At 31.7% G+C, this 14,891-nt stretch carries 11 protein-coding genes; 4 read left to right on the top strand and 7 right to left on the bottom strand.

Annotation, left to right across the window (positions count from 1 at the left end):
* Positions 1-996, top strand: a 996-nt coding sequence (locus RBATCC27255_RS07145) for an IS256 family transposase (protein WP_101029346.1), incomplete at its 5' end; no start/stop codon positions are given.
* A gap of 763 nt (positions 997-1,759) precedes the next feature.
* Here the strand turns inward: RBATCC27255_RS07145 and RBATCC27255_RS07140 are convergent.
* From RBATCC27255_RS07140 to RBATCC27255_RS07110, 7 genes are all read right to left on the bottom strand, one after another.
* Positions 1,760-2,647 (bottom strand): hypothetical protein, encoded by an 888-nt coding sequence (locus RBATCC27255_RS07140; RefSeq protein ID WP_101029362.1) that lies wholly within the window; start codon positions 2,645-2,647, stop codon positions 1,760-1,762.
* 12 nt (positions 2,648-2,659) lie between these two features.
* Positions 2,660-5,737: a S8 family serine peptidase gene (locus tag RBATCC27255_RS07135; protein ID WP_169923288.1), complete on the bottom strand. Its 3,078-nt coding sequence runs from the start codon at positions 5,735-5,737 to the stop codon at positions 2,660-2,662.
* A gap of 16 nt (positions 5,738-5,753) precedes the next feature.
* Positions 5,754-8,192 carry a PepSY domain-containing protein gene (locus tag RBATCC27255_RS07130; RefSeq protein WP_101029360.1) on the bottom strand — a complete coding sequence of 813 codons (2,439 nt, stop codon included), beginning with the start codon at positions 8,190-8,192 and terminating at the stop codon, positions 5,754-5,756.
* A gap of 174 nt (positions 8,193-8,366) precedes the next feature.
* Positions 8,367-8,783: a hypothetical protein gene (locus RBATCC27255_RS07125; RefSeq protein WP_101029359.1), complete on the bottom strand. Its 417-nt coding sequence runs from the start codon at positions 8,781-8,783 to the stop codon at positions 8,367-8,369.
* 19 nt (positions 8,784-8,802) lie between these two features.
* Entirely contained in the window at positions 8,803-9,063 is a 261-nt protein-coding gene (locus RBATCC27255_RS07120) for a hypothetical protein (RefSeq protein ID WP_169923287.1), read from the bottom strand.
* A 282-nt stretch (positions 9,064-9,345) separates the two neighbouring features.
* Positions 9,346-9,492 carry a tyrosine-type recombinase/integrase gene (locus RBATCC27255_RS10775; protein WP_242958590.1) on the bottom strand — a complete coding sequence of 49 codons (147 nt, stop codon included), beginning with the start codon at positions 9,490-9,492 and terminating at the stop codon, positions 9,346-9,348.
* 90 nt (positions 9,493-9,582) lie between these two features.
* Positions 9,583-12,795, bottom strand: coding sequence for a carboxypeptidase-like regulatory domain-containing protein (locus RBATCC27255_RS07110; protein WP_101029357.1), 3,213 nt, complete (start codon positions 12,793-12,795; stop codon positions 9,583-9,585).
* 231 nt (positions 12,796-13,026) lie between these two features.
* Here RBATCC27255_RS07110 and RBATCC27255_RS07105 point away from each other — a divergent pair, with 231 nt between their 5' ends.
* From RBATCC27255_RS07105 to RBATCC27255_RS07095, 3 genes are all read left to right on the top strand, one after another.
* Positions 13,027-13,716 (top strand): LytR/AlgR family response regulator transcription factor, encoded by a 690-nt coding sequence (locus RBATCC27255_RS07105; RefSeq protein WP_101029356.1) that lies wholly within the window; start codon positions 13,027-13,029, stop codon positions 13,714-13,716.
* Positions 13,717-13,719: 3 nt separating this feature from the next.
* Positions 13,720-14,214, top strand: a complete 495-nt coding sequence (locus RBATCC27255_RS07100) for a hypothetical protein (RefSeq protein WP_101029355.1) — start codon at positions 13,720-13,722, stop codon at positions 14,212-14,214.
* A partial coding sequence (locus RBATCC27255_RS07095) for a GHKL domain-containing protein (protein ID WP_169923286.1) occupies positions 14,190-14,891 on the top strand: 702 nt, incomplete at its 3' end. The genes RBATCC27255_RS07100 and RBATCC27255_RS07095, both read left to right, overlap by 25 nt.

Genomic DNA, 14,891 nt, shown 5'->3' with positions numbered 1-14,891 from the left:
AAAACGCAGATGGGCGAGCTTGAAATCAAAGTTCCGAGGGACAGAAACGGCGAATACGAACCCAAAATAATCAGCAAATACAACCGCAATGCAGACGGTATGGAGGAGAAAATTCTCTCGCTCTATGCCTGCGGAATGAGCCAGCGTGATATTTCCGAACGAATCAAAAATCTGTATGATGTAGAAATTTCTCCCGAGCTTGTCAGCGAAATCAGCGAGAAGATTATGCCCGATGTGACTGCTTGGCAGAACCGACCTCTTGAAGCAGTATATCCGTTTGTGTTTATGGATGCAATCCATTACAAAGTCAAGGAAAATCATCAGTATATCACGAAGGCTGCATATGTAGTTTTGGGCATCAATCTTGATGGGCAGAAAGATATTCTCGGCATATGGATTGGCGAAAATGAGAGCAGTAAATTCTGGCTGAATGTGTTGAACGAACTCAAAACTCGTGGAATTAAAGATGTATTTCTGTTCTGCGTTGACGGTCTGACAGGTTTCAGACAGGCTATTGAAGCGGCTTTTCCGAACGCACAAATCCAGCGTTGCATCATTCATCAGATACGTTCAAGCACAAGGTTTGTCAGCTACAAACACATCAAGGAACTGATGGCTGACCTCAAGAAAGTATATCAAGCCATCAGCGAGGAAGAGGCTATGAACAACCTGATTTTGTTCAAGGACAAGTGGGGCAAAACTTATCCCTCCTGCGTAAAAAGTTGGGAGGAAAATTGGGATATTCTATCCACATTTTTCGCATATCCGCCCGAAGTTCGGAAGATAATATATACAACGAATATTATCGAAGGTTTGAACCGTCAGTTCAGGCAGATTACGAAGAACAAGCCGTCATTCACAAACGATGACAGTCTGCGCAAAATGTTGTATTTAGCGTCGCAAAAGATTGTCGAACGCTGGACACAAAGATGTCGAAACTGGGACATAGTTTTGAGCCAGTTATCGATAATATTTGAGGACAGAATACCGGCTTGATTTGCCCCCGAGAATAGAATTTCCTGTCCGCAAAATGTTATTCACGCAAATCGTGCATAAAACATTCCGCAGACAGGAAAGAAAAGTTAACACGGGGCAAATCAGAAAGCCTGATTACACCGCAATCCGCTGTTTTGTTATTGCTTGAAGGATTATTATTTACACAGAATTTTATGGGATGCCCAAAAAATTCGAAAAGAAACCATCACTATGGATACTCTTATTTTTACAATCTGTGACCATTTTTTAAACCAAACTCAACTAAATCGTGTTTCCGTTAAAATAAAAGTATTCTTCTACATCATCTTGGTCAAAAATTTTATAACCTATATCACTAAACGAAGTTGTCACACCGAGAACAGGTCTGTCTAAAGATAAATGATGATATTCTAAATCAACTTACAAAACTTCTTCTATAAGTTTCATCGGGTCAACTCTAATAATAGAGTTGATTCTTTGTTATCAAATCAATTCATCTACGCTTTAATAACTCTTTTGCCAATTTGTTAAACACCTTGCAGTAACAAGTATTTCAGTTACCATTCCTCCAATTGTATTCCTTGATTCTCTCAATACCTATTCGTCTTTAAATTTTTATACACAAAAAAAATCATGTTGCTATCAAAAACATCTGTTCGATAGCAACATGATGGTAACATTAACTTTATTCAACTGTCAAGTGATTAAATCAAATACAGTAAATCGCATAAAATATTTAGAACACTTGTAAAAAATTAATTTTAATATAGTACAACATGTTTTTTCACTTAGCTTCTGGCTCATATACATCATATGTAATTAAGGAAATAATATCTTGTAACATTTTTTCCTTTTCATATATATGATTGTCACAATAATCATCATAATATAGAGTTCTATCTTTAGTAGGACCATAAAACACCTCTATACGATTATCATTTTGCTCCAAATTGCTTAACTTGATAGTGTAATCATGTTCAGATATTTCAACCCACTCACCCGAAATATACTCGTAGTATGTGTATATATTATCAGAGTCACTTCGATTATCTGGTGAATATGTAGTTTTGTTTAATAAAGGCTTGATTGTTATCTGTGTTCCATCGAAAACAAGTTCAAACTTAATACTTTTATAATGATATTCGTCAATTTTTGCGAATTTCTCTCCTATGACTACATACTCCCCTCTTTCTTTATCAAAATAAGCCGTATAATTGTTATCATAACCATCCTCATCATCCAATTCGTTTACCACTGTTGCTTTCACTAATCGCCCATTCTCAAGATAATATGCATTAGCATGAAAATAAAAATCATCTGGATAAAGATTATCAGTAACAATAAACTCTAATTGTCCATCAAAGTTCAAATCTGCAAACTCTACAAAATAAATATCTTTCTCAGATTCAAACTCTCCTGTCCAAATTTCTTCGTCTTCAACTACAGCAGTTATCATCTCCTCACTTTGAAAAAGTGTAGGAGAAAAAAAACCATTTTTCACATATTTTGTCATCTCTTTTGTAGGTTCTTCTATTTGAATTTGAGTTTCAGCATTATCAGCTATATTTGAATAATCAATCTCATTTTTATCATCTTGACTTGAACAACCACACATAAAAGCGAAGCACAAAATTACAGACAAAATCAAACATAAGTATTTTTTTATTTGCATATCTTTACCTCCTTATGCACCATAACCAACTAAACTTTCCGCTTCACGATTAAAATAATATCTAATCACATAAGTAAAACCTTCATCAGTTTGTTTCAACATATAAACACCATCACCACAAACATTAAGGAATCTATAACCCTTGTAGTACGCATTAAATGGTACTGCACTACTATCATTATCATTAACTTGATAGAAATAAACTGTGTCCCAGCCAGAATAATATAAAGCATAATTGTCAAATTTCAGAACACTATAAATACTTTCATCAGACATTCTAAAAGAGCCTGAATCTCTAGCCTTATATTTTATGCAGTTTTTTTCCTTCGTACTTAAATTCATCCTATAATTAGTATATCCCGCACCACCTATATAATAATATAGATAATTTTCATCTACATACTGAATAGCAACTACATCGGCATTTTCTTTTAATTTTAAAACATTTTCAACTGATCCATCCAAAAGATTATATTTAAAAACTTCACAATCAACTTTTGTATGATACTCCTTATCACTACCTAGTTCAGAATTATATTGGTTTGTATAATAAAACAAACTATCTCCACTAATAAAAAAATTCATTATCTCTTTGCTTGTAACTTGCTTGACATTTCCATTTGCCATATCATAACAATAGAGTTCCGAATCACCCATTGCGGCATCCAAATCACGATAATAAATTGAGGTTCCATACATTTCAAGTTGATAAGCGCCTTCAGATATATACTCTTTTTCGCCTGTATTTAAATCATAAGAATACAAATTATGAGATTTACCTACTACATATCCCGTAAAATCATCTGGATAATCGGTATAATACAATTTATTGTTATAAACACCTATCGGCTTACCACACTCTATAAATGATGTAATTTTACGATTTGATAAAGTTCTTAAATCATAACAATATAAATCATACTGTTTCCACTTTGCATCTTGTCCATATTCTTCACAATATGCAGATTTTTCTTTATTATACACCGAATAATAGACAACCTCACCATTAGAAGCTATATTAGTGGCAGTACATTCGTGAAGGCACTCACCTTCTGCTGTACCTCCATTTTTCCATAGTCCAAAATCATCAACATAATATACTATATTATCAATTTCAACCAAATAATTATCATGCTTGAAATTGGTATTACTTAAACTTGCACTTGTATTATACATAGGCAGGCTACATAAATACTTAACTTCATTTTTATCAACAGAGAATAAGAGTCTGTCTGATTGGTAAGTGCCGTCTTTAGTTTTTGAAACAATAATATAATTACCCTGTTCTATTTTTGTTTCAAATTCGCCAAACTCATCTGTTTCAAGTTCTTTGTAAAGTGTTTCATCAACATCGTTTTTATAAATGGTAACTATACATCCCTTTTTGTTATATTCAAACTTACCATCTTCATATATAGTAGTAAGTCCCATTAAATAGGTGTTATCATTGTCTGTTGTCTCATTAATTTGCTCTTTAACGGTATGATTTTTAGCTCTATCAACAGCATTTTTGGTATCGACTATACACTTAAACATTTTAGTATTGCTGTCACTATCATAAGCGACTTGATAATTTTCTTCCTCTATAGGTTGAGTAGCCGATGACAGCAGTAGATATTTTATTTTGTCTGCCTCTATATTAGGATTTATCCCCAACATTAGTGATATCGTACCGGAAACAATCGGAGCTGCATATGAAGTTCCATAACCCGGATTATCGCTAGTTAATTCTCTTAACCTATCTCCAGGAGCATATATATCAACTCGGCTTCCAGATACAGAATGATACGAACGCTGTCTTAATCTATTTGAGCTTCCAACAATTATGATTCTATTCATTACTTTATTATCTGTAATAGCTCCTAATATATCGTATTTCGCATCAAATAGGTCTTCATCAATTTTGGTATATCTTGTAATATCTCCATCTTTTTCTTTATCGTACATTTTTACACCATAAGGATGTTCTTTTGAAGGGTCGCACCTAATCCACTCATATCCATTTTGATTACCAGCTGATTTCACCACAACAAACTCGCTACCAGCATCTATATACTTTCTGTAAAATGCTCCCATTCCATCTGAACACTCTTTTAATGTAGCATAAGCAGTAGTGTCTCCACTTTGAGCTCCAACTAGCATTTCATTGTTACCTGCACTCATATTGATAATTTTTGTTCCTTGGGCTAACATTTTAGCATTCCAGTATTTTTCCTCCATTAATGAACTTGGATGAAATCCATGCACTGAACCCCGATATGCATAGGCATAAAATTCAACATTATTTGCAACACCATCAATACCATACTCATTATCCTTTTTTGCTGCTAAAAAACCTGCAACATTTGTTCCATGTGCACCCATATCCGCTTCATCTTCTTGATTATACCAGACATTATTCTCATTAAAAGCATACTCCAGATCAGGATTATCTGTATCAAACAGCGTATCAAAAATACCCACTCGCACTTTTTCATAACTGTTATCATCAGCTTCCAATTCAGTGATCCTTATTTCGTCACGCCACCAGTTGCCATCCTTATCTTCTTTTTCAAATTCTGATACAGGTGATTTATCACTATCATTTTCATAAAAAACTCTATGCAGTGTAACCTCACAATCCTCTAACGAACCTTGTAATATCTCCTGAGTTTCGAAAAGAGTCAGATAATCCATGTCAGCAAACTCAATTTGATAATCATTGGTAAACTCAATACAACCGACAATTTTGCCACCGTATTCTGCTACAGTATTTTCTATATCACTATAGGTGTATGCATCATTTGCTGTAATTAATAACTCTGATTCTACAAAAAGTTTCCCATCCTTAAAAATAACATTTTCATAATCGATAGGTTTCATTTCTATCTTTGAATTTGCTACTGATGCAGGCGTTACAGTACTATTACTTTTACCACAAGACACACAGCAAGTTATTATTATTGTTAAAACAAGAACTACAGCAACAACAATTAGTATGAGTTTCTTTCTTCCGTTTTTGTTAGTTTTAGAATCTCCTGATTTATCACACTTGGAACACAATCCAGTATTCTTATCAAGTTCTCGTCCACATTTTCCGCAATACTTCATTTTAGTTAACCTCCCTTTAATACACATACACTACTTTTCCATTTACATAATCGACCAAATTCGCTGTCTTACCATCCATAGACACTACCATATACGCATCTAGCGAATAATGCATCTTACCATTCCCATCATCAATTTTATTTTCACATTTTAACAAATAAAAACTTTTTCCGCCCAAATCAACTGTTTCAATATAAGTTATTCGATGATTGCCTCCCAATTTGTTATTAGCAATTTTTGTAGCTTCTTCACTAGATATCTTTTCAATTTTTGATATATCTTTAGACTCATCATATATTTTATATGTGTTAAAATTCCAGTCAACTACATAACCATCGACAATCCACATTTGTTTTGTAATATCAAAATCAAAATCGTCATGTTTTTTATTTAATATTTTGTTAGTTGATTCATCATATAGACCAAGATTGTACATAAAATAAATGTTCTCCGGCTCTTTCAAATCTCTTGTAACAAAATAATTTTTATTTTTGTATCTGCCTGCTTCATTTTGTGAAGTTTCAATTTTTCCTGACTCAAAATCAAATTTATATAAGTCAAACATTTTATCCATATCTGATTGATCTGTATTAAAAAACAAAGCATATTTGCCGTTGTAATCCATAATTTGAAAATCAAAATTATCAGGAACTTGTGCCGAAGTTTTCATTTTGCCTTTTGAATCTACTGCAGATATATACTTTTTACCGTTTTTAGTATATTCAAAGCATATTTTTTCTTTTATAATGTCACATATTACACCATCAGATGATTTTATTTTCTTTGCATATTCATCTTTATCAATATTGTATAGACACAATGAACCTTGCTCATTAACAAATATCGTATTATCTATACAATAAGCTATATTATCCCAATCATATGACACCTTACCCGACCAGTCTGCTATCGTATTTACAACCGAACTCTTACCAATATCATACTTTTTCAATAAGTATTTATAATCATCGTTTCCACTCTTAGCAACATCCAGATAATATAAACTATTATTTTTACATGCAATTAGTTCACATTTTCCTTCTGAAGTAAATAGATATTCACTCTTACCATCTTTCGTAGTAGTTTTATAAACTTTTTTCTTTTCATATTCCTGTCCACTGCTAGAGTTTGAACTTGAACCTTCAACATAGTAAATGATATTTCCATCAGATAACAAACTACATGCATTATCTGCCGAAGAAATTTTCTTTTCCTTCGCAGTTATGTTTTCTTTGTAATATATAGCGTCACTTTTAGCACAAATATATTTTTCACCTGTACAAATCAGATATTTACCTGACACAAAGTTCGAATTTAAGGTTTTATCTGTTTCTTTATTAGACAAGCGAAAATTATTGTCACCAAAAATTATCGGATGACTTTTATCTTCCTCGCAACAATATTTACCGTTTTTATCGAAGGCAAAATTCAATGCAGTTTGAATTGTATCGTAATGATTATCAGAACCGGTATCACATAGCATCTGCTCGTATATAGTCTTTATCATGGATAGATTATATGTAGTACAAATCGAGCCACGGTTTCCAATAACTGTTGACGCACCTTTATCAAGAAATGCTTTAGCTAAAGTATCATCTACGCCTGAACTACAAGCTCCTAGATAAATCATACATCCGTCAATATTACTTAAATGATTATTAAAAAATTTATATCCAACAGCTACATGACCTGAATTTGTAAAAATCAGTTCGCCATTAAGATATTCATCAGTATATCTAATGTTTTTTATATAATAGTCCACATCATATAAAAAGGCATTTCTATCAAGCATTGTTCCTGTGGCGATAAATGAATGTGTTTTCTCGCTGTATCCACCGTGACCATGCCATATTACAACCTTATTTTTTCCAATATCTGATATATTTTCAATATCAACATCCGAATTATCATAGTTATTAGTAAACTTATAATCTTCTAATGTGTTCTGAATGTTCTCAGCGGATTGATCAACACATTCTTGTGAATATTTTTGCAAGTCATTATCATATGTTGAAAGACAAGGCTGATAAGTAGATACCTCTGAAGAGTCCATACCATCAACAGCAGGCACATAAACATACTCAATTCCACTGTTAAACTGTATCCATACAGATTGACCCTTGGTTACATTGTATTCCTTAATTTCCTTGTTGTTAAATAATTTTTTAGCATACTCTCCAACTGCACTGATCGCTTTTTCTTTGTTATCACGAGTAATATAGCCATTCTTCCCCTTAAACTCAGACTCTATATTACCGACTTCATCGTTGATTTCAAAATAATCAGTTAATCCCTCTTTCATAAGCTGTTCTTTATTAGGCTTGTTAAATACTGTAAGGCATAAAACAACTGACACTAATATTAGCACACCAATCACTACCAATGTAATAATGATTGCTTTTTTCTTTTGCCTATTATTATTTTTTATTTCTATTTCAAAATTCTCATACTTCATAAATATTCTCCTTAAAATATTTTAAATTGATACCATATCTTATCTTGTGTAATGTGCTAAAAGCGTAGCAACTAACCATCACTACGCTTTTAGCAAACTTATTTTGGATAACTATAAGCTGATAAAAATACAGCTTTAAGGAAATAACATATTAAATCAAACTATGATTAAAACTTATTCTTTCAACTGGCCGCATCCGCAGGTACCAACATAATTAGAATTTATTTTTCCGCATGTTGGGCACTTCCACTCACCTTTTGATGGGGTTGCAACAGCAGCGTTGCTTTCCCTAAAGATAGATGAACCGGGAGTACAGCAATTATTGGAGGTACTTTGATTTATTGTCTCAGAAGGCTCTGTGAAATATTCAAAAATCTTTTTCTTCCCGATATTTACTGCTATTGCAGCACCAATTGAAACACCTATCCAGATTGCAAGTGAGAACATAGTTATTGTTTTTTCTTCGCTATAAAGATCTCCGAACCAAAGATTGCACAACAAAGGTACTGCAGCATACAAAGAAAATACATCAAATAAAATTCCCTGTGCACAAATAATTATACCTTGAACTAATGTTGTTTTGTTTTTCATATATTTAACCCCTTTTCATTTAATTTACAATACCAATAAAGGCACTTTGGCCGACCTCATTATATATCACATAGTAAGGAAGCGTTTCAGCTTCGCTTGTACCTATAGGACACCACGCTACAACCTGCTTAGGTAAATCGCTTATCTTTATGCCAGGAAAATAAATTTTAAAATCAGATGCATTATCCATCCCATTTGGTTTGGAATAAACATACTTTACACCATTATCGTAATATGTATCTCCCTCGTTGTTTTCAACAACCATTGATGTTAATTTCATAGAGTATGTGTATTCGTCAATCTTTTTTGGGGTTGAAAACTTACCATTGAAATTACATATATACGTTGTGCCATTGGGGTAATCTTCGCCTCCAATGCCCATATCAGAATCTGAAAACTCTCCTGTAAATGAACCATCCTTGCAAATTTTCGCAGAGTAATCTACTCAAAGAAGGTCGAATGAAGAATATAGATGTATTCAGTAACCAGCATGATATGTGACCGCAAATTTGACGGCGAATTAAACAGCAAATTTCACCTTTGACATATTGTTGTGCTTCATCTACATTGTTATATGGACATATCTGTCAAGAGTTATTTTTACGCTTGAATGAACGAGAATTACACTTAACGATTTTATCTCAAAATCTCTTTCTACACATCTTGTCGCAAAGGTGTGTCTTAAACAATGGAAGTTTTCTTTTTCAATTTGAGATTTAATTAGATTTTAGAAATGTACTTAAAATTATTGTTTATCTACTTGCGTGTTGAATTCGCTTTGAGGATTGAATTGCTAATTTTACATATTTTTGATGATTTCTATTATTTCCTCCTTAGAATATGTTTTATTAGATACCTTTATTGATTTAGATTTATCAAAGATGGAATCAATTTTATTGTTGTATTCAGCTTTTGTTACTTTATCACCATTGATGTAATAGATAAAATCATAAGTTGAGTTATCATCTAAAACTTCTTGAGATTTTCCGTCTATTTTTAATTCTAAGTTTTTACCATTAAAACTGAATACCTTGTCAAAGTATGTACCTTGTCGACCTCCTGTATTAAGCAATAATCCCTCTTTCTCAATATAAGAAGTACCATAATTACCTAAAGCTGTTTCTTCTTGAACCGAACCATTGTTAATCCAACATAATATATCTCCAGCCATAGTATATTTACCAGTCAAACAAAGTTCCGGAATATCATCACCATTAACATATATCAGACTGTAATCATATACACTATTTGTTTTGTTGATGTAATCAATATATAATTGTTTCCAATCAACATTTGTTTCCATAACGATAGGATCTTTTAAAACTGTCATTACATCTTTCGAAATTTTAACAGTAGTAGTGGCAGTTTTATAACCATCTTTATTAAATCTTAACTCATAGCTACCGCTCTGCAATTCCATAGTAAAATTACCGTTATCATCAGTATATGTATTGCCGACATATTCAAGATCTGCTTCTTCTTTCAAATATGCGTCAACGCGTACCTTTGAGAGTGGAGTGTTATTTGATGAAATAATATTTGCCGAAATACTACCTTTTTTAGGTGTTAACTCTATGGTATCTAATTCAGGATAATTGCTAAGCACAACAGTAGTGTTGTAATACCCATTGTACGAAAAAACAAATTCATATTGTGTATCTAAAACAGGAATATTAAAACTAAATTTTCCCATTTTATCGGTTGTACAACTAACACCAATTTTATCACATGATATTTTTACACCAGATACTGGTAGTTTAGTATTAGAATCAATAACTTGTCCTTTTATTTGTTCTAATGTAGGATTTGTTATTAGCTTAAACGACGTATTATTTCCATCTAAAATTAATTCTGCTGGATTTGTATTATTATACAATCCTAAACTATACCAAACCTTTTCTAAAAAATCTAATTCATTATAGTTTTTAGAAGAAATGTATGGGTCATATTCTCCGTTTTTCTTCTTTGCTTCATTTACGGATTCACTTATTGTATGACCTTTTGACAATTTTTCAGATATATCATATATCATTTTTCGATTATATGTAGTTATTACTTCATTTTTATATGTTAAAACTGCTTCTGCTCCTTTATCTTTTAAAATTCTTCTAATTCTAACGTTATCATCACCACCATGACAAGTACCAAAATAAATAATACTGTTCTCAAAATCAGTATTATTATAGTATTTTTCGAAGAATTGTTCTGTAATTACATAGTTACCTCCATTGTAACCTCCATTAGGAATAATAGTTTTCCATAAGTCATCACTATTTTTATATTTTTCATCTTTTTCAGGTGTTACTTCATCAGATAAAGAAATGACATATCCATATCTATTGCCATATATGTCCTTATCATCAAAATTACCGCCATGACTATTGAGTATTATCATTCCGTATCTTGATAATTTTTTCATTGATTCAAATGTAATTTCTTGATTATCTAAATTTGTAGAGAATATATAATTTTTATTTGTATTTGCAATAGTAGTGGCAGCATTATCAAATTCAGGTGCATGTATGCTACTGGCATATGGCTCAAGTGTTATAATTTCTGATTTGTAGGTATTGTTAATATTACTATAAGAATCAATGTTTAATGACCGCTTAGTTCTTTCTTTATTATCATCAACATCGGAAGTCAAATCTTCAAAGGGAATTCCTGCAGTTAATCCATTATCAAAATTTACCATAATATTGAATCCGGTGAAACAATAATCTAAAACATCAGAACGTTTATCTAAGTATGATGTAACTTCATTGTAGTATTGTTGCATTTCATATATCGCTTTATTTTCGTCAGATTTGTTTATAACATAATTACTTTTTATGTCGTCTATAACTTTATAAAAATTATCTATAAATAATAAATCTTCGTCTGTAGCACGTTTGTAAAATTGCAAAGATTCTGTATTGCTTTTTTGATTATTTATAACTACATAATAACCTGCCCATTTTCTTTCATTAGAAAACATTGAAAATGTTGCAGAATAAATTTTATCATTTGGTGTAACATCACCATTTTCGCCATTATCATTTAATTCACCAATGAATTTTTCTTCTACAAATAATTTGATTTTATCATCTTTTGATATATCATTATTTGAAAGATCAATAAAAAATGTTACATTTGTGCGTTCGCCTACATTGCAGGTAGATGGTTCACAATGTAAGTATCCAAAATCTATATTTGGGGAAGCATGACTATTTTTGTACTTCACATTTGCAGATATTTCATATTCCCTGCCTTCAACCGTAATTGTCTTAGAAACATCAAAAGACATTTCCTGATTTGTTTCCTGTGCCATTGTATTTGTCACACCTACAACAGCAATTGAACTTACAGAGATACAAACACAAAGGGCAAGAGATAAATATTTTACAGCTTTATTTCTAAATCTGAAAGCTAAGGCAGCAACAGCCAAGCTAATCAAACAAATTAAACCTATGAGAATATAATTAGTGTTATTGCCTGTTTTAACTGAAGAATTGTCAGAGCCGTTTGTGTTGTTGAAATCAGAAGCAGTTGAAACAGCTGAATTAGCTTTTGTAGTTGTAGCCTGTACACTTTCGGTTTGTACAGTTGTTGTATTTTCTGTTGATAACGGCTTTGTTTCAGTTGGTTGTTCTGTGTTTGGATTTGTTGTTTCTATCGGAACTACAATTACAGAACTTTCTTTTACAACTGTCAATGTAAGTTCTAAACTTTCACCGGAAGCTAATGACACAGTATTTATACTGGTATTATCTCCTTTTTTCAGCGTTAAGCCATCCGGAATAATTGCTTCCAAAGATACATTTTCAACATCAAAATCATTGGTATTGGTAACTTTAAATGTTAGGTCAATATCTTCGTTTGATTGATAGCTGTCTTTTTTGGTCGTGATAGAAGCAACTAAGCCATCTTGCGAATTATGTGTTTCCTCTACCGCACCAACAGATATGCAAAAGCTAAATAGTAACATTGCAATAACTGAAAAGGCTGTAAAACTTTTTAATAATCTTCTCATTTAATCTCCTCCAAAATGACATAGTATGTAAAAAGCTTGCATATTTAATAAGATAATTATACAATACTACCAATTGTTTTACTATCCCGAAAAGTTACATCAAGTCGCCTGTTTTTTACATAATTCTACAAAAGTAAATAAATTCTTTCGTTTTTATACAAATTATGATATACTGATTGCATAAGTTTAAGTGAAACTTTCACAATATGGGCTAATTAGGGGGAATTAAATATGAACATATTGGTTTGTGATGATGATTTTTCAATTGCAAATAGCATTGCAGAATACATAAAAAATAAGTTTAAACACGAAGTATTTGTTTCTATTAACAGAGAAGAGGCTCTGAATGTAATACATTCAGAAAATATTGATTTGTTGATTATTGACATTGTTCTCAAAGATGACAACGGAATTTTTCTTGCGGAAGATATTCAAAAAGATCAATCTAACATAAAAATTATTTTTATAACAGGCTATGGAAATGTGTACTATGAAAATATTTATGAGCATATTACTCCACAGGGATTTCTTGAAAAACCGATTCAGTACAACATTCTGAACTTTTTCATTAAACAGGCTGAAAATGAATATAAGAAAAAAACTGCAAAATTAAAAATTTCCTATGATTTTAAAGAACACCTGATTCCGATTGACAGTATCCTATACATCCAAAGTTCTAAACGAGTTTGTGAAATTATCACCGACGACAAAATCTATCGTTGCTACAAAAAACTTTCTGATTTTCCAAAGGAGTTGCCCGAATATTTCGCAAGATGCCACCAGAGCTATATTGTAAACGCAAATTATATTGCCTCTTATCAATCAGGGCAATTTACTTTGACAAACGGAGCTATTATTCCGATAAGCGATTCTTACGCTAAAAATGCTAAAAATTTATATCTTATGAATTTCGGAGGATAAACAATGTTACTTGTTTTTGCAACTATATTAGACTTAATTACAACTGCTACTTTTCTTCAGTATCCACTGCAACTGCTTACATTAAAAAAGGACAAACCTATTTACAAAATTATAATGGGAATGTTCTTTGTTTTTACAATGATTATTTCTTTTTTATCCAGAACAAACGAGGAATTTAATGCTAATCCATTTAAACCTATTGTTTTATTTGGAGTGATTGCCGTAACATTTTTCACTTGTTTCAGCGATAAAATCTCTCAGAAAACAATAGCCTATGTTCTGTTCATTGCTTCAATGTGTATAACAGAGCTTTCGGTTATGGCGTTATTTACTTTTATGGGATTTTCATTGCGTGACGATAAAGTTGCAAATGTACTCAGCAATGTTGTGGCTATTCTTGTTCTTTGGATTTTACTTTTAATATGCAAAAAATTTTTGATAAAAATCTTAAGCACAAAAATTATTCATCAAGAATGTGGCAATTTGATATTATCATAGTTTCACAGCTTATGTGCAGTTCGGCAATCGCCATTTCCGTATATAACAATAACAACTTTGAACTGACAAGTGCAAATATCATACTTTGGATTTTTGTCATTGCAACAATCATATGTATGGTTATATGTGACATCGCACTTTACAAAGTTTTGCTTGTAAATTCTGAAAATCACGATTTAAAAGAAGCACTCGAACTTTCTAATTTAAAGAACGAACTAGAACTTGAATACTACAACAAAATGAAAGTAAGTATTGCCGAAACAAGAAAAATGAATCACGATATCAGTAATATGATTACAGTTGTAAAAGCTATGGTTAATGATAACAATGATAATAATAGTGAACGAGCAAACGCAATTATCCAAGATTTGACCGAAACTCTTGAGAACAACAAAATCAGAAAATTCTGTGACAATGAATTAGTCAATATTATTATGATTAACAAATATGACACCATAAAAGCAAATCATATTGAGTTTTCAAGCAACTTGAATGTTCCGAATAACATCAATGTCAAAAACACAGATCTCTGTAGATTGTTTACCAATATAATTGATAACGCAATAGAGTCTTGTGTTAGTTCTAATGATAAAGGTAAAGTATTTATTATTCTTTCATCGCAAATTAAAGATAATAACTTTGTAGTAAAATGCATCAATTACTGCGACCATAATATT

This window comes from Ruminococcus bromii, assembly GCF_002834225.1.
Taxonomy (GTDB): Bacteria; Bacillota; Clostridia; order Oscillospirales; family Acutalibacteraceae; genus Ruminococcoides; species Ruminococcoides bromii.
Note: the sequence above shows the minus strand (reverse complement) of the source record. Positions and strands in the feature narration are given on the sequence as shown.

Bases quoted from the DNA above. Each gene is read 5' to 3' on its own strand.
- RBATCC27255_RS07120 (WP_169923287.1), bottom strand. From the start codon at position 9,063: ATGAAATTAACATCAATGGTTGTTGAAAACAACGAGGGAGATACATAT.
- RBATCC27255_RS07100 (WP_101029355.1), top strand. From the start codon at position 13,720: ATGTTACTTGTTTTTGCAACTATATTAGACTTAATTACAACTGCTACT.
- RBATCC27255_RS07125 (WP_101029359.1), bottom strand. From the start codon at position 8,783: ATGAAAAACAAAACAACATTAGTTCAAGGTATAATTATTTGTGCACAG.
- RBATCC27255_RS07135 (WP_169923288.1), bottom strand. From the start codon at position 5,737: ATGAAGTATTGCGGAAAATGTGGACGAGAACTTGATAAGAATACTGGA.
- RBATCC27255_RS07140 (WP_101029362.1), bottom strand. From the start codon at position 2,647: ATGCAAATAAAAAAATACTTATGTTTGATTTTGTCTGTAATTTTGTGC.
- RBATCC27255_RS07130 (WP_101029360.1), bottom strand. From the start codon at position 8,192: ATGAAGTATGAGAATTTTGAAATAGAAATAAAAAATAATAATAGGCAA.
- RBATCC27255_RS07110 (WP_101029357.1), bottom strand. From the start codon at position 12,795: ATGAGAAGATTATTAAAAAGTTTTACAGCCTTTTCAGTTATTGCAATG.
- RBATCC27255_RS07105 (WP_101029356.1), top strand. From the start codon at position 13,027: ATGAACATATTGGTTTGTGATGATGATTTTTCAATTGCAAATAGCATT.